The 21,300-nt window shown below is 55.5% G+C and carries 17 protein-coding genes and 2 tRNA genes; 3 read left to right on the forward strand and 16 right to left on the reverse strand.

The window, feature by feature from the left end:
- The first annotated feature begins 210 nt into the window (after positions 1-210).
- Positions 211-1,287 (forward strand): hypothetical protein, encoded by a 1,077-nt coding sequence (locus tag C1Y41_RS18980; RefSeq protein ID WP_104086126.1) that lies wholly within the window; start codon positions 211-213, stop codon positions 1,285-1,287.
- 61 nt (positions 1,288-1,348) lie between these two features.
- Here the strand turns inward: C1Y41_RS18980 and C1Y41_RS18985 are convergent, their stop codons facing one another.
- Together C1Y41_RS18985 and C1Y41_RS18990 are read right to left on the reverse strand one after the other, a co-directional pair.
- Positions 1,349-2,860: a terminase gene (locus C1Y41_RS18985; protein ID WP_104086127.1), complete on the reverse strand. Its 1,512-nt coding sequence runs from the start codon at positions 2,858-2,860 to the stop codon at positions 1,349-1,351.
- Positions 2,857-4,170, reverse strand: coding sequence for a hypothetical protein (locus C1Y41_RS18990; protein ID WP_104086128.1), 1,314 nt, complete (start codon positions 4,168-4,170; stop codon positions 2,857-2,859). The genes C1Y41_RS18985 and C1Y41_RS18990 overlap by 4 nt, the downstream gene beginning before the upstream one ends.
- 206 nt (positions 4,171-4,376) lie before the next feature.
- Here C1Y41_RS18990 and parM point away from each other — a divergent pair, with 206 nt between their 5' ends.
- Both parM and C1Y41_RS20060 read left to right on the forward strand, forming a co-directional pair.
- Positions 4,377-5,504 carry a ParM/StbA family protein gene (gene parM, locus C1Y41_RS18995; protein WP_104086129.1) on the forward strand — a complete coding sequence of 376 codons (1,128 nt, stop codon included), beginning with the start codon at positions 4,377-4,379 and terminating at the stop codon, positions 5,502-5,504.
- Positions 5,505-5,506: 2 nt separating this feature from the next.
- Positions 5,507-6,052 (forward strand): hypothetical protein, encoded by a 546-nt coding sequence (locus C1Y41_RS20060; RefSeq protein WP_104086130.1) that lies wholly within the window; start codon positions 5,507-5,509, stop codon positions 6,050-6,052.
- A gap of 17 nt (positions 6,053-6,069) precedes the next feature.
- Here C1Y41_RS20060 and C1Y41_RS19005 read toward each other — a convergent pair whose 3' ends face one another.
- From C1Y41_RS19005 to C1Y41_RS19060, 14 genes are all read right to left on the reverse strand, one after another.
- Positions 6,070-6,477: a late promoter activating protein gene (locus C1Y41_RS19005; RefSeq protein WP_104086131.1), complete on the reverse strand. Its 408-nt coding sequence runs from the start codon at positions 6,475-6,477 to the stop codon at positions 6,070-6,072.
- A 352-nt stretch (positions 6,478-6,829) separates the two neighbouring features.
- A complete protein-coding gene (locus tag C1Y41_RS19010) occupies positions 6,830-7,228 on the reverse strand; it encodes a hypothetical protein (RefSeq protein WP_104086132.1) in 399 nt (132 codons plus the stop codon).
- Positions 7,228-7,806 carry an MW1434 family type I TA system toxin gene (locus tag C1Y41_RS19015; protein ID WP_146065244.1) on the reverse strand — a complete coding sequence of 193 codons (579 nt, stop codon included), beginning with the start codon at positions 7,804-7,806 and terminating at the stop codon, positions 7,228-7,230. The genes C1Y41_RS19010 and C1Y41_RS19015 overlap by 1 nt, the downstream gene beginning before the upstream one ends.
- Positions 7,807-7,809: 3 nt before the next feature.
- Positions 7,810-8,061, reverse strand: coding sequence for a hypothetical protein (locus C1Y41_RS19020; protein ID WP_104086134.1), 252 nt, complete (start codon positions 8,059-8,061; stop codon positions 7,810-7,812).
- Positions 8,062-8,201: 140 nt separating this feature from the next.
- Positions 8,202-8,303: transfer RNA gene (locus C1Y41_RS20065), tRNA-OTHER, on the reverse strand.
- Positions 8,304-8,752: 449 nt separating this feature from the next.
- The gene (locus C1Y41_RS20380) at positions 8,753-8,881 is read right to left on the reverse strand and encodes a hypothetical protein (RefSeq protein ID WP_255402235.1); all 129 of its coding nucleotides are present in this window, start codon (positions 8,879-8,881) and stop codon (positions 8,753-8,755) included.
- Between the two features lie 1,034 nt (positions 8,882-9,915).
- Positions 9,916-9,976: transfer RNA gene (locus C1Y41_RS19025), tRNA-OTHER, on the reverse strand.
- Positions 9,977-10,415: 439 nt separating this feature from the next.
- Complete coding sequence (locus C1Y41_RS19030) at positions 10,416-11,705, reverse strand: DNA-directed RNA polymerase subunit alpha C-terminal domain-containing protein (protein ID WP_104086135.1); 1,290 nt, start codon at positions 11,703-11,705, stop codon at positions 10,416-10,418.
- Positions 11,706-11,846: 141 nt separating this feature from the next.
- Positions 11,847-12,146: a hypothetical protein gene (locus C1Y41_RS19035; RefSeq protein WP_104086136.1), complete on the reverse strand. Its 300-nt coding sequence runs from the start codon at positions 12,144-12,146 to the stop codon at positions 11,847-11,849.
- Positions 12,143-12,661: a hypothetical protein gene (locus C1Y41_RS19040; protein WP_104086137.1), complete on the reverse strand. Its 519-nt coding sequence runs from the start codon at positions 12,659-12,661 to the stop codon at positions 12,143-12,145. The genes C1Y41_RS19035 and C1Y41_RS19040 overlap by 4 nt, the downstream gene beginning before the upstream one ends.
- The gene (locus C1Y41_RS19045; RefSeq protein ID WP_233207465.1) at positions 12,662-13,354 is read right to left on the reverse strand and encodes a VRR-NUC domain-containing protein; all 693 of its coding nucleotides are present in this window, start codon (positions 13,352-13,354) and stop codon (positions 12,662-12,664) included.
- 353 nt (positions 13,355-13,707) lie between these two features.
- Positions 13,708-13,992, reverse strand: coding sequence for a hypothetical protein (locus C1Y41_RS19050; protein WP_104086139.1), 285 nt, complete (start codon positions 13,990-13,992; stop codon positions 13,708-13,710).
- Positions 13,993-14,000: 8 nt separating this feature from the next.
- On the reverse strand, positions 14,001-14,429 hold the full coding sequence (locus C1Y41_RS19055) for an olxA (RefSeq protein ID WP_104086140.1): 429 nt from the start codon (positions 14,427-14,429) through the stop codon (positions 14,001-14,003).
- Between the two features lie 30 nt (positions 14,430-14,459).
- Entirely contained in the window at positions 14,460-21,263 is a 6,804-nt protein-coding gene (locus tag C1Y41_RS19060; protein ID WP_233207466.1) for an SNF2-related protein, read from the reverse strand.
- Positions 21,264-21,300: the final 37 nt, after the last annotated feature.

Raw genomic sequence — 21,300 nt, forward strand, 5'->3', positions numbered from 1 at the left:
CATCGCGGGCGATGTAGCAGTACCGGCACGAAACCCGAGCTTATTAAATGACGTGTACAGCAGATATATCCGACAGTTAAGGATTACGGACTATTCTTATTATTGCCATTCTAAGGATTTGCAATTTTACATGCCTTCCTTTTCTGTCTATATTCGCGCTCATTAAGTCCAGAGAGACTGTTGGCTCATTACATTTTTGGAATAACTATTATGCCTAACTTCAGCGACCTAGAATTTGAAAAGCGCTACAAACAATTTCTGCAGGTTCAACATGACTGGCTGACTCTCATTACGGACAATAAATTCTTTTCTGACACTAACGCGGTGGGTGAAGAGTGCCGTCCGGCTGGCCTTCTTACCGATTCATCACAGTTTCAGCATGCCCAGCACCTGCTGGCTGAATGGCAGAGTTTTGCCGACCTGGCAGAAGAAAAGCGTAAAGAGCGCAGTATCGCCATTACCACAAACCTTTATCTGCCTGTTCCAGTACTGCTGATTAATCCTGCATACGTTCAGATTGACCGTTTTCGCGCTACAGCGACCGCTAATCATAAGCGTGAAGATATCCTGATGCGCTATGAAAAGCAGATCGGCAAGCTTAAGAAGATTACCCACGCTTTCGGTGCAATCATGACGCTGGAAGATGAACGTAAGTACTTTGAGGCTGCACCGGTTGCTACCGTGTTCCGCGCCCGTACCAGCACCTATACCGATATCCAGGTAAGCGTGCGTCATACAGCAGATCAGCAGGAAGTTGATAAGTTCCGCTACGGCGCGCACGGTATGCTTATCATCGGTGACGACCTCGCGCTGGGGCGTAATATCAAACTCAACGTGAGCGTATCAAACACCAAAAGCTCACTGTACGACTTCATCCAGCCTATTCCGTGCTCCGTTCTGCCGTCCGCGCAGGTCTACACCCTTGAGGACGTGGAGCTGGGTAAAAAGATGGTTTCGCAGCGGGCGTCTGTTGCCTATGCCGTTAAACAGCGTCGCTATCAGTTTGATAAGCGCGCGAAGGAAAAGATGGCGCGGGCAAAAGGTCCTGAAGAGGCGCGTGCTATCAGCCAGGAAATTGAAACCGGACGCGAAGTGCTGGAACTTATGGACGCACACGACTTTGAACTGCTCGACCGGAAGCTGGCCGCAGGGGATGAATCGCAGCTTACCATGCTGCAGATCCGCGAACGCTACGGCAATGAATCCGACCGCACCGGGAAAAATATCCGCAACATGCCGGAATTTCTCGCAAAACTGATTGCTAAAGAAGAGAAGAAGGGCAATTAATAAGCGGTAACGGGTAACAGAAAGGGCGCACAAGCGCCCTTTTTTATTGCCTGGCTGGTGGTCACGCCAGCAGCGCGTCCAGTTCCTCCAGCTCTTTGAGTTTGCTCTCCGCGAAATCTGCCATGCCTTCGTCAATCTCTGCCTCTGCCGGACGATAACCAATCAGGAAGATAAAGCAGTATGTGTCCCAGCGGTCAGGCGACTTGATGTTGAGTTTCTGTCGCATCTGAGGCTTCGGCACCATCATGATCCTCCCCATTTCATCCATGTAATACGGTATCTTTGATCCCTGCTCCGCCGTGTGCTGAGAGGCGTCTATACGCATCCTGCCGGAGCGGACAGCATCAGCGGCCATGATGTTCGCCCAGGCGCGCTGGTTCTTGAAGCGCTCGCGCACCTTCTTACTGAACGGCGGTTGCCCCCAGCGGATATTGACCGCATTCACGCCCCGGCGCTCCAGCTGCTTCAGCGTGGCAGAGCCCACGCCGTCACCATCGACGGCAATCGTGATCCCCGGATAGCGCTCCTGCGTACACTCGTTAGCGACGAAGTCACCGAAAGATATTGGGTCCATCGTGCCAGGCATTTCCACCAGCTTAAACGACACCACGCGCCGCGCATCACCATGCCCAGACACCCTGCAGATATTGAGTATCGACTTATCGCGCCCATTACCGACGTCAGCGGTAGCCACCCAGCCCCAGCCTTTCTCCAGGTATACTTTGCGCCGTGCGGCGCGATCGCACTCGTCACGCCCCAGCAGATAGCCGCTGATGTTGCGCGGGAAGCGCCCCAGCACCTTCACCATGTACTCCAGAGAGTCACGCCCGCCGTACTCCAGCAGCTTTTCCCTGATGAACTTCAGGGTAACGTGCGGCGCCTCTTCAGAATTGAGGACAATGGCATTCCAGATCCCGTCCGGGTTATCGGGGTTACGGGCTAATGAGTGGTGCGAGTCATAGAAATAGCCGCTTGGCCGCGTGGGCTGCGACATCATCAGCATGCGGTTATCGGTCTCTGTCAGCGCACCACGCATGATAGCTATCGCTTTATCAGAAATACCTGACGCTTCATCGAGGATCAGCAGGATATGCGCGGCGTGCTCGCCGGCCAGCGCTTCTTCGTTACCCAGGCGGAAGCCCTTACAGAGCACTTCCCATATCCCCTTACGCGACTTCTCATAAAACATGGTGTCCGTCAGGGTGAAGTAGTTCTGCAGCCAGGGGTGACGTTTAGCGGCGTTAGCCCAGTAAGTTTTGACGTATTTGAATACGCCCGTTTTAACCTGCCCGATTTTGTTGGCCACGATGATTACGCGCGCATCCGGGAACATGATCATGTAAATCAGCAGCATCATAGCCGTCAGGGATGATTTGCCGGTACCGTGGCCGGACGTTACCGTAGTCTGGCTTCCGGTCTCCTGTACGGAGTTAAGTATCTCTTCCTGCTGCCAGGTGGGGATAAGGCCAAATAGCTCGACTACTGCCGTCGCCCAGTCATAGCGATAGCGGATCACCATGTCGCGCCAGCGCGGGTCGGTGGTGACGCTCCTGATGCGTTTTTTGCCGCTCATTCTGCGCCATCCTTGTCTTTCATAACGGATAGCGCATCGGTCATAACGGATTCATCGTCGGACATAACGGATATCTCCGGCGGGATATCGTCGTCGTACAGGTCAGCAGTAGCCGCATAGTCAAAATTGCCGCTCAGATTGGCCTCGCCTGCGGTTTCGCCGGCGCGCAGCTCTCCGTCTGCCTGGACGTCACCAAACCCGCCTTTGTCCACCAGCGCGGCAACTTCAGCGCGACGTGTCTCAACAAAGGCAGCGGACGCGGCCTGCTGCCGGCGATACTCCTGCGCCTCCAGTTCCAGCTCCGCCTCGCTGACCTGGCCGCTTTCATCTACCGGCGGTTCAGCGTTCTTAAGCTCGTTTTCGAGACGTCTGGACAGAGACTCAGGCAGTTTGATGCCGTGGCGCTCGATGTACTCTGCCGTCTGCAGCAGATCCCAGTCCTCCGCCTCTCGCAGCTGGTATGCGCGGCTGATAACCTCGCCGGCGTTATGCGTCAGCGCATGCTTCTCATTGTCGCGCCGGTTCTTATCGGTACTGCCGGCGATTGCCGCTACCCGGGTAGCGTGGTCATTGACCAGATAGCCGACCTCGATCATCAGCTTGGTCATTTTCAGGATAGGGTGTGGTCCGCCGCCGTCGTCCTCCTCCCCCTTCTTTTTGCCGCTGGCCATGTTGTCGGCCTCAAGCTCAAACAGCTCTACCGCACGCGCCGTGGTGCGCTTGAGCATGTCCATGTGCGCCAGAGAGTCAAACAGCGCCGTCATGGCGCTGGCTTCCAGCCCCTCGCCCAGCACCTCTAACGCCGCTTCATAATCCTGTGGCCGCGGGTAGGCACGCCGGTTGGCGACCAGCTTAGTTTCATGGCCTTCCTCAAAGGGTTTACCCTCGCCGCGGGGCTTTGCGGTGTGCTTCGGGCGCCCGTCACTTTGATCACCGTCATTTATGATCTTTTTGGCATGTGAAGCATTGGGCTTTTTCTTCCCGCCAGGCTGCGGCGCTGCGTCAGCGCGTGGTTCCAGCACCCCCTCTAAAGCCGCGCTGTGCCTGAGTTTGCGCCCGTTCCGGCGTATGGTGAGGTCGTCTTTTCTGGTGTGATCATTTTGATGATCAGAAGCGTGATCACCCGAATGATCATGATTGTGATCACCACTTTGATCACCCATCGCGGCCAGCGCTTTACCGTTCAGCTCCCGACGGGCCGTGTTGAATGGCAGGTCATAGTACTCGCAGTACTCTTTGACGGTTATTCCGCTCTCGGCCTTCTGCTCAATGAAAGCCCTTCTGTGTTCATCCCAGTTAACTTTGGACATGGTTTATCGTTCAAATGAGGCCAATAAACCAGGATGGTAAGGAGTCTGTAATTTGCAGTGATCACAATAATGATCACTTAGTCAGCAAACAGTTTTGGTTGTGCCTTTTTTCGAGCACAAGCGCGCTTTTTTAAGTGTACAAGTGTGCTCTGTGTGATAAATTCAGTCCCGGACTTTCAATATGAAATTAACCATTGGACAAATAAATGACTAAGAACAAAGCAGTTTTAGTAGCAGTGGATGCAGGCTCCGGTAACATTGCTCTGTCGTTCCTTGACGAAGCAACCGGCAAGATTAAAACCTCTGTGACCCCGGCGCTTGTGCATGAAGGCCACCAGCAGACGCTCGCTACTGAGTCACAATCTTCATGGCATACAACAGATGCGCAGGGTAAAGAGCGCACGTACACCGTCATGAATGCAGGCTATGACCTGTATGACACCTGTGACCCTGATTACCAGGTTTCCGCTGCTCACCGCGTTCTGGTTAATGATGCGCTGGTTCGTGCTGGTCTCGGTGGCCGTGACATTATCCTCGGTGAAACGCTCCCGGTAAGTCAGTTCTACAGCGCTGCAGGCAACATCAATGAAGCGCGCATCAAACAGAAAGCTGACAGTCTGAAAACGCGTGTTGAGAACATTAATGACAGCATCAAAGCTGCAAACATCATTCACGTAGAAATCTATCCAGAGGCTGTCCCTGCCATTCTTACCGCGCAGGCTGATCTGCCAGAGCTGGCAGACGCAGAAAAGACGCTGGTAATTGATTTAGGCCGCTTCACCTGTGATATCGCCCTGGTTGACTCTGACCTGATGCCGATCCGCAGAAGTGGCTTTGAGCACGGCGTGCAGACGATGATTAAGCGTGTTCACACCCTGCTGATCGAGTTTGAAAAGACGCTGGATAAGTCGTTTAACGCCTCAGACCTGAGCTTGGACAGCGTTGATGCAATCATCCGTCAGGGCTATATCGGTTCCCGCCTGGAGAGAGCGAAAGATAAGCGCATCAATGTTCTGCCTGTTATCGATCAGGCCGCAGCTGAACTCGCTGAAACCATCATGAAAGATGTTCGTGCGCTGCACCGTAATACCCACGACATTGACGTTGTGCTGGTTGTGGGCGGCGGTGCTAACTATATCGCCGGTAAACTGCCTGGCCTGACAGATCACACCGCTGACTGGCATGATGTGGTGGTTGTGCCAGATAACCCAGAAATGGCTATCGTGCGCGGCGTTCATATGGCGCTGACGGCTGCAGAAGAAGAAATCCGCGACGAAATCAGCGAAGCCGCCACCGTGAGTGATATTCGCAGCAGGACTGGCGATAAGGCGTAAATATGGGAAAAATACTGCGAATTGCGAGCCTGGAAGAAAGCGGCATTCTTAATAGCCACTTCCAGAAGGAATATGACAAGCTGCCGTCAAATGCTACCCGGCGCGCGTGTCTGCATTCGGTTGTGCGTTCAGGTCACGCTGCTGAATTGATGGGGCTTGCACCGATGATCGCCATGCTGGAGGCGAACTTAGGCCAGAAGTTCTTAAAAATGTCTAAACAGGAGCGTCTGCAGCGACTGCTGACGTTAATCAGCGCTGTTACGGGTGAAGATGTTCCTGTTGTGGCCCCTGCGCCAGCGCCTGCAGCAGCAGCAGCTGAACCGGTAACGCCACCAGCTGAACCAGCCCCTGTGACGCGCGTTTCTTCTGTACAGGAAGTGCCACCAGCGGCTGAACAACCCGCTGAGCCTGTGCCAGAAGCCAGCGAACTCCCTGTTATTACACGGGACGAGGAAACGAACTCAACCGAAAGGCTGGATAATCCGCCTAAACAGGTTCCGTCATCGTTAACCAAAGCCCGCAGGCTGCACCGCAGCGGTCAGAAGTAAGCAAATCAGCACCCCGTTCACATGAGCGGGGTGTTTTCCATCCTTCCCCGCATACATTTGTCCATCAGTTCCCTTGCCATCACGCATACAGAACGCTGCTCAATCTCTTTCGTCTGCCGGCGGTGTTTCGTGGCGCTGGCTACAATCAGCGAGTCGTAATCGATATCCGAACGTCCGCGTGCTTTGAAGATGTAGCCGTTTACCGCATCCAGCCTGTACTTACGGGGATAGGCTTCAGGATGTACCCGGCATTGTGCAAACGGAGAGCGGACAAAGGAGCGCAGGATATTAGAGACGATACCGGGGTTTACTGTTAAATGCGGGTATTCTGTTTCCACCAGCCTGGTTACTTCTGCAACCGTCATATAGCAGCGACGACGAATTAACAGATCGGCTATCTCAATACTGCTTACCTTTTTGTCCATGTAGCGCTCCGGTTGAATTAAAAACACGCTATTCTAAGGTTTGTCTAATCCGTACAAGTCTTAACGTCGTCGATTTTGGATTTTTTGACAGGGCTGGCGTGTTTTCAGGAGCAATCTGACTCGGATTTACAGATCCCTTTACTGGCTGGTGGTGCGGCATTACAGATTGGCTTTGGCTCTGCATTCCCTTACAGCGGCATAATTATCGCCCGAATCAGTACCATCATTTAATGCAGGTTTGGCGCTAATACGCACGATATCTGGAAGGGGTGTTTTAGAATCGCGGGCGTTTGTGGCGAATGCAGAGTACCGGATAGCGCTTACTATCCGGCATATTGTGGCCTGCCCGGGATCAGCGGTAGCTTTTCAGAAGGTGGCTGACTGTATTTGACCAGTTAGTTACGGTGTCACGGGCTAAGCGGTGAACGACCTGGCTGTAAAGGTTATCCGGTAATGGTTCCCCGGCTTCATCCTCAAACCGTAATCCTTCTGTCGTACCTGACTTACTCATATTCACACTGTAATCAAACTTGCCCGTTGCTCCGTACATGCCTATCTGTTGCTGAGCCTGCCAGGTAAAGCGCACGCCACACCCTTTCCTGAGCTCAAACACTACGGTCCCTTCCACCAGCATCACTGACTGCTTCTCACCTGTAGGCAGTGACTTATTGCGGCATGCCACTGATGTGACTTTGCAGTGATCCGCGCGCCAGCCCAGCAGTTCCAGCCCTTTGAGTTTTACCGTCTCCATTAAATCAGTCTCCAGTCGCTTGCCAGCAGATCGGCGGTTACGGGCGTCCAGTCAGCCGTTGTCAGCTGCTCGGTATTGGTCAGAACGAACTGAGGCATGCGCGTTACGGACGCCTGCGGATCGTGGTCAAAGAATCGCGCCGGCACGCCGTACATATCGGTGCCGTTCAGCGGGTGCCGTGTGGTGCCTCTGTTGAGGCGCAGATGCGTTCCCTCTCCCCACGCTTTACGTGCCACTTTTGCGCCGTCAGAGAGCCACACATGCGCGACGGCCATAGGCGCGCCCTCTTCCCTGAATTTCAGCATGCCCTCGTCTATCAGCTGTTCGCTGCGCAGGATCAGATCGTTCAGTTGCAGCATGGCCAGACAGGTAGCGTGATTAAGCGATTCCCCGCGGGCGGTCATGGTCAGTGCGCCTTTGCTCACCGTGGCTGACCAATCAGTTGCGGTCTGTGACTGGTGCGTTACCACAAAGCCCAGGTGCTCCAGAACGTTCAGCATCGCCATATAGTCGCCGGTATAGTTGCCTGCAGCGCCGGCAATCATGCCAATCATTCCGTTTATTTGTTGATCGTTCATCGTTTAGTAACCCCGTTTGCTTTTGCGCTTGTGGGCGCTCTGTCTGCGCTTCTGCGCGGTCAGCCGCTCACGTTCGCGGTGCTGATGCGCTTCTTCCATGCTGGTGGCCAGCCGCTGTATTCCTTCCTCGGCGGTCAGCTGCGGGCGCTCCGGCAGCTGCAGCGACCTGACCTGCAGCACGGGAACGGTTGGCGGCCGGCGCGCCAGCAAGGTGAGACTTCCCATTAATGCGCCCATCAGTGCGATCTTTTTCATGCTCTCTCTCTGTCGTGCAGGCGTGCAGAATCCCCGGCGATTGCCGGTGGTTAAAATTCACCTGATTAATTCCGGCGCCGGGTGCGCACGGGGATGTTCTGAGACCTGTCCCGGCGGCTGGCCGGGTGGCTATGTAGGCATTGTGCTGGCCGGATTTGAACCGGCGACCTTTCGCTTGTCCCTATCACCGCCCTGCAGGCCGAATAAAAGAGCGAACGCTGCTGCCGCTGAGCTACAACACAACGATAAAAGCCCGTCTGCCGGCGCTCTTACCTGTTGGCCTGTATCAGCTGGCCACCAGCTGCGCGATCAGCCATTTATGACCGGCAAACAATCCGGCATTCAGCAGCAGATGAAACATGACAAACTGCATCGCTCTGACTGTTTTGGTGTACATGCTGGTGTCCATACTGCTTAAACCCTGATTAGCTGACTGAATTGCTCTAATCATGCCTCAATTTTCTTGTCAGCGCTTATGCATGCGTATCTGTTATGCGTTGGTGGTGGCCGGTGCCATACCCGGCAAGTAACCTCTCAAGCGACTGGTCAACTCGGTTACTGGCGGCTTAAACCCCTATGCGTTGCGATTGATGAAGCGGGGGCCAGTCTTGCGATCGCAGCAGCAACTGCGAATGCACCACAACGGAAAGAGTACTGAGCGGCTAATGCGCTTTCCTGTTGGGGTGTCGTGCTATTTGCGGCGCTTTTTCTTCGCGTCGCTGCGACAGGCTTTGATAACCGTTTCAAAGCCGTAAATGACCACCAGCGTGTAAATGATGGTGAGGGCTGGATGCTCTGCAGCAAACGCTAAAAACGGCATATCGTGTCCTGTCTGTTAGGGATGCTGTCTCTTCCAGCTGTCAGAACTACTCGCCCCGGCGCTCAACCGGAAGATGACAGAAGTATGGCTGGATGACATTACGTGTTGACCGGATAACCTGTTAGCTTCAAAGGAATTAAAAGCCAGACTCCGCACTCACATATCCCAAGTGACCCACTTTCGACCACCAGCAGGGGGCGCTGGCTCCAATGCAACTGGTCTGTACTGAAACTGGCAGTGACGGCTGGATTTGAACCAGCGACCTTCCGTACTCCTGAGTTAAAGCCGGACGCTCATTCCTCTGAGCTACGTCACCATAAACGGGTTGCTGTGATCGGTTTCCGTTAGCGCGATTGTTCAATGAGGCGGGAGTGATACCCGCTTTGCCTTCGCAGCCCATCGCTGACTGCCGGCGTCGATTCGCCGGCAGGGCTTTCGCCCCGTGGATTGACTCCACAACTCCTACGGTGTGTTAAAGCAATCACCACAACGGTCGAGAGCACTGGCTAACCAGGCGCGTGGCGTCATCTGTCATTCACCACTCAATACTCTCGCCGTTGTGTGCTGGTCTTTCCCAGCTGCCACGAACTTTTTTTAGGTCTGCCGCTGACCTTGCCCTGCCACCAGCCAAATTAGCCAGTAAGCAGCGCGTCGCCTGGTGTTGACGTGTAGTGCATGGGGGGCTGGTGCCTCCAGCTGTCCGTTACGGAACCTACGGACGGGTGTAGAAGATTTTCATGACAGGAAAATATTATTCCGCCCCGCGTGCGCATAGCCGCATTCCCCCATTTGTGAGCGTGCTGCCAGAGGTAGTTTTACCCGTCGCCAGGCAGCAAGAGGATGCCAGCACGCTCACAAATGGCGATCCCTTACGGGGATCAGACGGGAACCTGTTTAAGCCTCACGGGGCGTTCTATGCGCGGGGTAGTCCAAAACCGCGTTCACTGCCGTGACAGGAGGGGCTACATGCCGTTCACCCTACTCATAACACGCCCGGAAAAGGTAATAACCGGGAGCGGCCCGTTACGAACTGATGCAGGCTGGCGGAATCGAACCGCCGACAATGAAACACTCTACCGACTGAGCTAAGCCTGCTGAATTGGTGCCGGTGCATACCCGGCTCGGACACTTAGGCATCTGGTCAACCTGTCCGCTTGCGTAAACAACAGGGAAGGAACCACCCCTGCCAGATTTGCATTGCGTCTGCCTCGCTGCTGAATCCTCTCTCCGATTCAGCCGTGAGCACACGTCATGCACTCACGGTTAAACCTGAAAAAAAAGCCCGAAAACTATCGGGCATAAAGCCACCTCATACAGCGCAAAAATCACTCGGAAATGAGCTTTGCGCTGTAAAAAATTGCGGATTAAACAATGGGTTAATGCTTAATCCGCGAAATACCAATTCAGATAACTTTCAACGATTATGGGCGTTGCCAGCGGGTAGGAATGTACACAATGAGGAGATCTGAATCAATGAAAATCTAAGATATCTCTTAGATTTTCATATTTATTAGCGGCGGGTAATTACGTCACGTTAGCGACGTTTCAGGTTGTTATTTTTGATAGGTTCAATATCACCATTGGATTTTGCCCAGGTGATGCACCAGCTGTTAACCGCAGCGCGGATCTCGTCTACCGTGGCCTCACTTAGCCCTTTGACCTTCACCAGTTCCGGCGGCAGCTCACCGCCCACCGCTGCCACGGTGTCATAACCGGCTTTGACCAGCGCGTTAAGCGCACGCGCAGGGATAGCCAGCTCGGAGACCGGCGCGGCCTTACCGTCAGTGATGCGCTTGTGGAGTCGTGGGAAGTCCAGCGCCAGGCGGGTCATGATGCGCTCATGCAGTTCATCGTTGATGGCTGTGTCCCACATAGGGAGTAAATCAGGCAGGATGCGGAATACCGGATTACCCCATATACCCGGCACAACATCCATTGCCAGCATCATCGCCGTGCGGATCTGATAGTGGAAATTTGCTGTTTCAATGGACACGTCACGGATGCCATGAAATACGCTGAGCCCGAAGTGGTAATTGTAGATATAACAGCCCACGTCGCCGCTGCCGTCCGGCAGCTGCAGGAGGAATTGCGCCACGTCTTCCTGCCCGTCGTGAAACTCCACGCGCTCTTTCAAATGATTGTGCGAGGCAGTGAGTTTAATGAGATCGTTGGCCGTCTCACCGCGCAGGCGGCGCTCTTTGCCTACTTCTTTATCTGCAATATTCAGCTTCTGCTGCAGTTCCTGTATCAGTGCGCTCTGTTTTTTGCGATCGGCGCGGTGCTGAGAAATGGTTTTGTCGCGCTCCTGCAGATCCGCCGCCAGGCGTTCAGGATTCTTGCGGCGGTAGTGTGCAAATTCCTGATTCAGAGTGGTCAGCGCCAGCTGCGCGGTAACCAGCGCATCTGAGTTGCGATCACGGTCGTTTTCAGCATTGATAGCGCGATTTTCGGCCTCACCTTCACGAATACGGGCTTCCTGAATGGCTTCATCAGCGGTGTTCTTCGCCTCAAGGCGAATCTGAGCTATCTCTGCAGCCAGTACGGAATGGCTGTCCAGCTCCTGCTGTACGTGCTCCAGCGCCTCTGCCAGCACGTTATAGGTATCAGCTTCGTGATTAAGGCGCAGGTTGATATCAATCTGCACCTGCTCCAGCGCGGACAGGCAGTTATCCAGCAGGCGTTTTTCAAGATCGTCGAGTTTCAGGCGCTTGCGCATAGAACTCAGTTGGCCATAGGCCGTTACAAACGTCTGGTGAAGTACTTCATCGTCAACGGGGCATTCAGGAAGTTGCTGCAGCTGCTGGAGAACATTTTGAGAAGTCATGATTGGTTTCAGGTCCGCTGTAAATTTGCGGCAGATGATAACCTGAAATTAACCACTGTCTAAGAATTTTCTTAGATTTTATTTATATAAAAAGAAGGGCGGAATTGGTGGCAAAGCAGAGCGCCCTGCCACCAGCAGGAATTACACCAGTTTGAGCGCCACCAGCACGCCTGCTACAGCAACGGCCATCATCAGCATATGCAGCAGCACGGACGGCGCTTTGATCTCTCCGCTTTCATACTCTGCCTGCGACATACGCCCCAGGTAACTGTGTGAGACCAGAACGGCGTTTTCATCAAAGCCCAGCTGCAGGCGCACGTCCTGCAATGTCGGGCGCGTAACCTGACGCGAGACAAGCTGTACCACGCCTGAGCGCATCTTACCGTTATCACCCATATAGCAGATCGAATGGTAGTGGAGCTGTGTATTACGCCCGATCACTGAATGGCCACCCAGTCATGAACACGCATATCATCCACACTCAGGCAGTGGATTTCTTCACCGCCATCAGGGCGAGTCAGCCGCAGCACGTCGTCGCCTTCATGCTCCTGCTCCAGTGACACGAAAAACCCCGCTGGCCAAGCCTCGCGGCGCATCAGAAGTTCGGGATCTTCTTTCATCTGAAGCAACGCCTGACTGTGACAGCACGCAATGGCACCGATACCAATTTTCCCCAAACCTTCGATCTGTGCCACCGTCATGCGTGCTCGTCCTTCTGTAAATGATTTTCGTAAGATATAGCCGATACCTTTAACGCCACCGTAGTAGTTCAGCTGGCGATTGTTCATGCCGCATCGCGCCATGAGTTCCTTTTTCGGTACCCCGAACATGCCTGTTTCCAGTGCCAGTTCGGCAAATACTGCGAGCCCCAGCCCTAAGTTGCTGCGCGTCTTAGCGCGTCGCGCATAGTGTTCAAACGTGGGGCATCCGGAAAAAAAGTCCGCGTCAAAAAGCACTTATTCGCTCCAGAATCCGTCGTTTTCGTGCGCGGGCATTACTCCGCCTGCTTCAAGTGCTGCGTACTGCTCTGTCACCCTGATCGTCTCTTCCGGTGAAAATGATAAAAGGACGTAAAAGCCCTGCGCTTTAAGGCGCTGCATCCACTCTATCTGCTTCTCAGAAGGCATGCGCTTACCATGTTTTTGCTCTATGCGCATACCGTGATAGACACCAGATGGCATTTCCAGACACATATCAGGAACGCCACGCTTTGCCCCTTCTGCCTCAATCGCTGCAGCGGTTTTTTTTAGGCGGAATCCTCCGTTGGGTACGGCGTACAGGTGATCATAAATAACCCTGTTATTGCGGTGAAAATGGTCAAAAATACGAACCTGGTCGTAATGCTCTTTTTTGCCTGCCAGCAGGTCGGGGTTTTTAACGAGTGCGGCTAACGCTTTTGCGTGAACCGATACTTCTGTCAGTGCGGTTAACCAGGCGGACGCTTTGACGGATTTTACCGACGCGACACCCTCAGCTTTATCTGCTGGTTTACTGCGTGTTTTAGGTTTTTTCTTGTAGGAGTGAAACCACTCTTCACTGAAGCGCATATCCGGAATTGTCAGCCGATGATTAAGTATTCTAAAAGATGGATTTGCGTCGGGGGGTATTTTTAACGCTGGGACGGGAAAAAACAAGCCTGTAATTGGCATCTTTCAAAGATAATGATTACAGGCCTTTATCACATTACTGGTGTGCCATCCACATCAGCATGAGGCAGCAGACGATGCCAATTGTGCTAAAACAAAGCGTGAGGAATTTGCCGATCGTATTAGTAATAGCGTCAGTGTTGACGTCATTTCCTTTGATTGAAGTGGTATTAACAAAGTCACGCTGTGCAAAATTTTTCATGCTATATTCTCTTCGTTATGTGCAGAGATGACGTCGCCAAACACAGTCTCTGCAGGTAAAAAAAAGCCCGGCCATCTGGTCGGGCTTTTTTCATGCTTACCGCCTGAGCGGATATGCAAAATCTAAGCTGTTTATAGTTTTCAGTCAACAAATATCAAAAGTTTTTGTCACTTTTCAGCTGTGGCGCGGCCTCAGCCTCTTCTTTAAGGCGTTTTAACGCATCGTCCAGGGCTATCAGCCAGCTGGCTTTATCCAGATGACGTATTCTTTCTATCCGGTATTTTGTATACGGATTAAGCACCCATACCCATCGCTTATCATCCTGGCGATCGCGCAACGTAAATACCCCGCTCGGGTGATAAAATTGCAGCTCTGCACCGGCAGCACTGGCGTAGGCCTCTAATTCCTCCAGTTTTAAATATTTATTTTCTCGTGCCACGGTGTCTCCTAAAGTCTTCTTTTTTCTATGGACTCGTCATAGCTGACGTATAAATACGGCTCCGTATCGTCCGCTGATAACATAACGGGCAGCAGGTGGTTTGCACTGTATACCGCGTCGTTCTCCGTGCGATCGTCAGCGTACAGGTGCGCTGCTACTACCGTCAGGGCTGGCCGGGAGAGCGAGTATATTTCGGCAACGTCACTTTCGACTACCTGCCCGAATTTAGTAATAGCACTTTCCAGTAAAAGTAGCTTGATTGCAGGCCACCACGGGCCAAACGCGCGATACGCAAAGCGCGCGCTGCTGACGCGCTTCACAACGTTTTCCAGGTAGTATGCGACAAACGCCTCTTCGGTACGTCCGTCCAGGGCAAGCGGCAGCAGGCTTTCTATGTAGGTCTCGGTTGGCTTAATGGTATCAATCAGTGTCGTCATGTGTGACGGCCCTTTCGGGCCGCTCCTGTGTTATGCGTTTTCGATATCCGCGCGCAGCGCATCGAGATCGTGTGAGGAAGGGATAAGCCATGCAGGCTGTGTGAACTCGTTCCCGGCTACCGGATCGGCTTCAAAGTTCCAGAATTTCGCGCCGTACTTCTCTTTCATCAGGTCGCGCACCGCTTTGCGCTTGAGCACCGGCTTATCGCTGGTGTCCGTGAGCACGTAGGCGCCGCCGGCCGGGAAGTCGATTTTAAAGGTGCGGTTCTTCCACTTGCGCGAGGCCACCAGCTCCTGCTCGTTTTTCAGCACCTGGAAACCGGACGCCTGTTTCTGCGCCTGCTCAGCCCGCACGGCGGTTGCCGCTGTGGTGGCCGCAAGGTTCGCTGACGCGCGGCGCTCTGCCAGTTCTTCAGGCGAGAGTTTGCCGGTCATCAGCGCTTTATAGTCCGTCCACGTCGGCGCGTGATCCCGATATCCGCCCTCTTCCATCTGCTCCAGGAAGGTATAAAGACCGCCCACCAGCGCCTTAACCGTCCGGGAGGACAGGAAGGTTTCAGCCGTCACGTCTGATTCGCTCAGATCGCCCAGAGCCACGCTGGCGCGCAGGAACTGCGCCGCAGGCGACTCGGTAACGTTGGCCGCGTTATCAATATCGCCCATCGCTTCGTAGCGCGTTTTGTCCAGCACCGTGGCAATGGTCGCCTGGATGCTTTCCGGGGTGTACTGGCGGAACTGCTCCAGCGCTGCAGCAGCGTACTGATCAGCCAGCGCTCTGACGGCTTTAACCTTGCCTTGCCCCATCCCGTCGCGCAGCTGGTTAAACATCGCCTCGTACTCGTTGCTGTTGGAAAAGCCCGTCATGGCATTACGGAACTGACGGATGCTGATGCTGTTGCTCCAGAAAAAGCTGTCCTGGCTGGTGCCTAAGAAGTAAGCCTTTGCCTCAGCGTCCGTTGCGCCGGTCACTTTGCGCCCCTGTGCGTCGCCTGCCTCAAACTCCGCTACCAGCTGGCTGAACACCTTAACGACGTCCTCCATGTCCGCCTGCTCGCCGTAGCCCTGCATCGCCGCATTGTAGTTTCCGCCAAATACAGCTTTGAATACGGCCTGCACTGAATACAGGTTTTTGGTCAGGCTGTACTGATACAGCTCGCGCTTCAGCTGCTCGTCGCCGTGATCCGGATAGAGCCAGTCCTCTGCTTTGATGCTGTCCCGGACGGTAATGCCCGCGTGGATATATTCATGCTTAAGCTCGCCGGCCGCATCGCGGTACATCCAGGCGTCTGCCTTCACATTCATCACGCCGGCGCGTATCGCCACATAGAAGTCCGCGCGGCTCAGCGTGTCGGCCAGCGAGACCGGATCGATACCTCTTGCCGCCTTCTGCAGCGCTTTTGCCTGGTCAGTCGTGATTTCCACGCGATCGCCAACCAGATCCGACGGCATTTCCGCGAATCCGCCAATGTCCGGCCTGGTATAACAGCGAAGCGGCTTGTGGATCAGCTCAACCTCAACCGTGCCTTTTTCCGGGAAGAATTTGCGGATCTGGAAAACGCCCTTTTCCTGCTTATCGTCATCCATCCAGATTTCATAGCACGCCCCGATGCGCACCAGCTGCCCGCCGGCCAGCTTCATGTACTGCTCTGGCGCGCGCAGCACGTCCGGGTCGACTTCCAGCGCGCCGGACAGAATGGCACGCTCAACCTCACCGCGTGAGCGCTTAATGGTGTTGGCGGCGCTTTTAGAGCGCGTCAGCGCCTTGCGTGCGCCGTTCAGCTCCTGCTCCAGCTTCTTCTGCTTCGCCAGGCCTTCTTTAAGTGCCGCACGCGCGTTGCGGCGGTCCTGCCCGCGCCAGTTGTCCGCAGACCGCTTGCCGTCTCTTTCGAGCTCAATGTTATAAGCCGTTTCGGCGTCTGTGACGTCTGCACGCAGCCCGTCAATGCTGCCGTTGATTTCGTCAAAAGCGGCTGACAGGTCAGTGATATTCGCTTCCAGTACCTCTGTCGGCGTGGCAGCGGCAACGCTCGCTTTCAGGTAAATGTCCAATGAGGCGGCGGCTTCGCGCTCAGCCTGCTGGCGCTCTGCTTCGCGTTTTGCCTTCAGCTGTGCGTCCACGCGTGCGCGGCGTTCTTCCGGGTTTGCGGCCAGCAGCAGGCTCTGCTCCTCTTTGGATTCCACATCGCCGTTTTTCATGCTGGACACGTCAGACTTCATGACGTCATTGATCCAGTTTTTCTTGCGCTGCAGCGTCTCCAGGCGGAACTCGTCAAACGAACCCTTACCGCAGTAGTAATGCACGCGCATGCTGTCGCGCTCCGAGCCCACGCGGGCGCCGCGCCCGTTGCGCTGGTCAATACTGGCCGGCGTCCAGGGCAGCGTAAGATGGTGCGTATCAGCGGTGCCTTTGTGCAGGTTGATCCCCACTTCGGCTTTTTTGTTGCAGATGATGATCGGCGTGCGGCCTTCGTTGTAGTCGGCGGCGATCCCCTCCATCCCGGCAAGCGAGGCGTCATTCAGCGCGGCCTGATAGTCCTCATAGCGCGCCAGCTCCTGATAGTACTTATCCCACGCGCCCTCCTTAAAGCTGCCGTCCGCTTTCTCCACCGGCTCCACCGGCTTCTTCACGGGCTTAACCTTCACGCCAGATGCTTTCGCTACCGTTGTGGCGTTGATGATGCCTATCTGCTGCTCCTGCAGGCCCAGGGCGCTTGCGATGATGCGGCGCAGTTTGTTGTGCTGCGTCTTTTCATCCATGAAGATGATCTGCTTACCGTCCGGCAGGCCAGCTTTGAGGTTTTCTATCAGCGCGGCGTACTTCGGCGGGACCGGGTGCGAGACGTGCTGCATATCAATGCCGGCGGCAGCGATCGCGTCCAGCACCTGCTGCTCCAGCGTGTCGCTTACCACCAGCTCCACGACGCCCCCGCGGTTCTTCAGCATGGTTTTGACAACCTTGCTGGTGCGCGTGTCGGTCAGGCCGCTCTCTGCGTCCTCTGCTACTTCTTCTTCGTCGCCCGCCAGCTGCACGCCGCCCGCTTCGCCCGGGAGCGCGCGTGCAACCTGCTTCACCTTTTCAAGATCCTCTTCGCGGAAGCGGAACGTGATAGCGGAGCGATACAGATCCGGGTCAATCACCACCTTATCCATGTCGCGGATCACGGAGAAAATGAAGTCATCATCGTTCTGCACGATGGACATGGTGCCGTCGCCGTTATCCTGCACGCTCTCTTTCTGCCCGATGCGGCTGGCGCGCACGCGCAGCTCCTCATAGAGCGCCTGCTGATCGCGCGTCATCGGCACGCCCACGGTTTTCTCGTCCAGGCCGGGGATTTTCACGCTGTCTTTCACGTCAGCAGCAGATTTAAGCGTCGTCCAGCGGTGGAAGATGCCGCGCAGGCCATCAAGGTTTTTAAAGCCCACCAGCCCCTGCTTATCCTCGAGCTCGCCGGAAATTTTCTGCACGGTTACGGTGTCGGTTTCCCCGAACACCCGCACAAAGTCATCCGGCGTCAGAATCCCCATCGCCTTCCACTCTTCCAGCGACACAACGTGAGAGAGCATGTTGAATGCGTCGATCGGAGAGTTAACCAGCGGCGTTGCGGTCAGCATCACCACCCCGCGCCCGTTGTACTTTTTCATCATGTACTGGCTTTTCACGGCCATATCTCGGGCTGTTTTGGAGACGGACGGATTAGGCAGGTAAGCCAGCTGGCCAGCTTCACGGCCGGCGCTGTGCGAGTTGCGGTAGTTATGGCCTTCGTCTGCGATTACGCTGTCAAAGTGCATATCTTCAAAGTAGGGGATCTGGCTCTTTTTCTTCGTGCCGGTATCGGCGGCTTTATCACGGAGTTTGTTGCGGGACGTGGCGGCGCGGTGCGTGGACTTCATCAGATCCGTGCGGCCATTCTCAATCTGGTTAAAGACTGCCTGGCTGGAGTTCTCTTCAATCGTCTCCGGGCGCATCGGGATATCGCCAAACTGCTCTTTGGTCATCACCACGGCGCGGTAGTTGGAGACCGGGATCATGTTCATGCGCTCAAGCACGGTCGCGGCAGCGGACTCTTTTACCACGTTGCGCATGACCGGCTGGCCATCTTTGTCCAGCTTAGGCTCGTTGTTTTCGTCGCGCTCCGGCGCCTGCATGATCTGGCCATCATCGCCGCGCACTTCGTCCAGGCCAACAAACAGGATTTTCTCAAACGCCTCGGCGCTGTAGAAACCGTGGGCTTCGTGATACCAGTTCTGCAGCACGGCTTTAGGCACGACGTACACGGTACGCTTGCTCCGCCCCACCTCGTAGTTATAGGCCTCCAGCGCCAGCGCGGTTGTGGTTTTACCCAGCCCGGTACCGAATCCCATAATGCCCCGGCCATCTTCCGACAGGCGGCGCACTTCGGCGTTCTGGTAGCTCAGCGGAATGCGCTTGCCGCTGATCTGCTGCAGCTGCAGGGACGAGGACGAATGCTCAAACGGCACGTAGCCGTTAAACGCGTCGTTGTAGTCGCTGACAACCGATTCAACGTCCGGATGCGTGCGCAGCCAGTGGTTAAACTGTGCCTCCAGGCCGCTGATGCGCTTCAGATAGACGTTAGCGTTCACGCCGCGCGGCTTCACGCCGTTCAGGTAGTTTTCCAGCTGGTTGTAGAAGCCGTCTTTGTAGCTGGCGCGCTTAAATTCAGTCACGCCACCTTTGCCGGTGACGGAGCGCACCTGATAGCCGGAAAATACGCCGTCTTTCCCCGCGTAGTTGTCCTCCGCGGTCAGGTAGCCGTTTTCGTTTTCCAGATCCTGCGTGTACTTAAAGTCGTCAAAGCCCTGGTCAATCAGGAACTCTTTAATCAGCCGGCGATCCAGCCAGCGTGCGTTAAGGTTGACCGTAATATCTTCAATCGGCGTATGGTTGCGCTTCTCGTTGATCGTTTCCAGCTGGCGAACGTAGTTAGCCTTAACCGGCCCGTCCGGCGCGTCGTTAATCAGCGCCGCCAGGCGGGACACCTTGCCGCGCACGTTGCCGGTTGTAGCGCGCGCCAGCGGCATAATGTTGCCGTTACCGTCGAGCGCAATCTCCGGGAAGGTCGCCAGGTGCGCCAGTAACGCCTCGTCATCTTCCGGCAGTTCGCCTTTAAACGCGGCGCGGAAAGCGGCCAGTGCCACCGGTACCAGATCCACATCGCTGAAAAGGTGCGATACCACCTGCTCCGGACTGGCAAAGTCCACCGCCACCGCCTCGCTGCGGTCAATGGTTCCGTTCAGCAGCGCGGACAAATCCCCTTCGCGGCTGACGTTGGCCTGAAAACTCAGCCAGCCTTTGGCGCTCGCATCAGAGAGACCGGCCAGCTTCAGGCCTTTCGGCGTGCCGTACTGCCCGACTTCTTCACTCACCAGGCGCGCGGCGTCAGCAATAATGCCGCTGGCGTCGCCGCCCAGCATCTGCGTATCGAGCGCGTCGTTGATGCGCAGGCCGATGATCGACGCGCGCATCACGCGCCAGCGATGCCCCGGCTTCTGCTGCATCGCAAAGCGAATGGCCGCGTGAATGCGATCGTCAAACAGCTGCGGGTATTCCACGCTGGCCGCGTACAGGGCGCGGCTGTCCAGCGAGAGCATGCCGTTAATCGTGCGCGTTTTCGTCTGCAGGTCGCCAAACGTGGCGGCACCGAACCGCTCCGCGTCGATCCCGCTCGAAGCCGTGGTGGAATCTTTAATAAACCGCGTGCCATCGTAGGTGTGCCAGACGCCGGCCATCAGCCGCTTATCACCCTCTACCGGCGACTGCCAGACCGCAGCAGGCGTACCCAGCCGATCCCAGTCGATGCGGCTGTCAAAGCGACGCGACAGCGCGGCTTTCATCGCCTCATTGGTCAGCTGGCCATCTTTTTTGACCACCAGGATGTTATTGAAGTCAGATCGCTCGGTTTCGCCGTGAACGTAGCGCCGCCCCTCGGTTTCAAACCACTTGCCGCGGATAAACGTTGGCCACAGCACGCTTGCTGCCTCAAGCGACTGTTCATCGCTGTCATGCACCAGCTGCGTCAGCGCCTCGGTGTGCTTTCGCAGCACCCACACATCCACCACCGTGGCGGTACCGCTCTCGGCAAACGTGCCGGACGGCATGCGGTGCGCGCCCAGGAACTCCGCCACGCGGGAGACGCGATCGCGCAGCTTCTTGTTGGCGCCGCCGCCGTCGGTCATGCCGTTTGGCACCACCAGCACCACCAGCCCGCCGTATTTCACCTTGTCGATGGTGCGCATCACGAAGTAATGCCCGACGTTGGTTTCATCCCGGTAGGCCGGGTCGAGCTCGGCAAAGCCCGTGCGCGAGTCGCCAAACGGCACGTTGCCGACAGCGTGGTCATAGCTGTTGTCCGGTACTGACGCGGCCAGCTTCTCAAACGCGCCCATGCGCACGTCATCTTCCGGGTGCAGCAGCTGGTTAATGCGTCCTGACGTGTCGGAGATCTCCGCGGACGTCATCATTGCGCCGGCGGGCTTGGTTTCCTGAAAAACGCCCGTGCCGGCGGACGGCTCCAGCATGTGACCGCCGGTAATGCCGTAGTCCGCAAACAGATCCCATATTCCCTCCGCCATAAACGGCGGGGTGTAATATTCATACTGGCTGCCGCCGCCGCCCTCCAGACCGCCCTCACCGCTGTACCCGGCCAGAATCCGGCGCTGTTCATCGGTGAGTTTGTTCCCGTCAAAACCCGCCGGCAGCGAGTTAAGCAGGCTGACAGCATTATCATTAGCGGCGCGGCGTTCGCGCTGCAGGCTCACCCCTTCCCGTTTTGTCACGCCAAACGCCACAACCGTTCGCTGTTTGTGCAGGCGCATGACCAGGCGGATCAAGTCCTCAACGGACCCGGCTTCC

Source organism: Pantoea sp. ICBG 1758 (genome assembly GCF_002928325.1).
GTDB lineage: Bacteria > Pseudomonadota > Gammaproteobacteria > Enterobacterales > Enterobacteriaceae > Pantoea > Pantoea eucrina.

Excerpts from the sequence above, each read along its gene's own strand:
- C1Y41_RS20060 (WP_104086130.1), top strand. The coding sequence starts at position 5,507 with ATGGGAAAAATACTGCGAATTGCGAGCCTGGAAGAAAGCGGCATTCTT.
- C1Y41_RS19060 (WP_233207466.1), bottom strand. The coding sequence starts at position 21,263 with ATGCGCCTGCACAAACAGCGAACGGTTGTGGCGTTTGGCGTGACAAAA.
- C1Y41_RS19015 (WP_146065244.1), bottom strand. The coding sequence starts at position 7,806 with ATGAACGATCAACAAATAAACGGAATGATTGGCATGATTGCCGGCGCT.
- C1Y41_RS19055 (WP_104086140.1), bottom strand. The coding sequence starts at position 14,429 with ATGACGACACTGATTGATACCATTAAGCCAACCGAGACCTACATAGAA.
- C1Y41_RS20380 (WP_255402235.1), bottom strand. The coding sequence starts at position 8,881 with ATGCCGTTTTTAGCGTTTGCTGCAGAGCATCCAGCCCTCACCATCATT.
- C1Y41_RS19020 (WP_104086134.1), bottom strand. The coding sequence starts at position 8,061 with ATGAAAAAGATCGCACTGATGGGCGCATTAATGGGAAGTCTCACCTTG.
- parM (WP_104086129.1), top strand. The coding sequence starts at position 4,377 with ATGACTAAGAACAAAGCAGTTTTAGTAGCAGTGGATGCAGGCTCCGGT.
- C1Y41_RS19030 (WP_104086135.1), bottom strand. The coding sequence starts at position 11,705 with ATGACTTCTCAAAATGTTCTCCAGCAGCTGCAGCAACTTCCTGAATGC.
- C1Y41_RS18990 (WP_104086128.1), bottom strand. The coding sequence starts at position 4,170 with ATGTCCAAAGTTAACTGGGATGAACACAGAAGGGCTTTCATTGAGCAG.
- C1Y41_RS18985 (WP_104086127.1), bottom strand. The coding sequence starts at position 2,860 with ATGAGCGGCAAAAAACGCATCAGGAGCGTCACCACCGACCCGCGCTGG.
- C1Y41_RS19010 (WP_104086132.1), bottom strand. The coding sequence starts at position 7,228 with ATGGAGACGGTAAAACTCAAAGGGCTGGAACTGCTGGGCTGGCGCGCG.
- C1Y41_RS18980 (WP_104086126.1), top strand. The coding sequence starts at position 211 with ATGCCTAACTTCAGCGACCTAGAATTTGAAAAGCGCTACAAACAATTT.
- C1Y41_RS19005 (WP_104086131.1), bottom strand. The coding sequence starts at position 6,477 with ATGGACAAAAAGGTAAGCAGTATTGAGATAGCCGATCTGTTAATTCGT.
- C1Y41_RS19045 (WP_233207465.1), bottom strand. The coding sequence starts at position 13,354 with ATGCCAATTACAGGCTTGTTTTTTCCCGTCCCAGCGTTAAAAATACCC.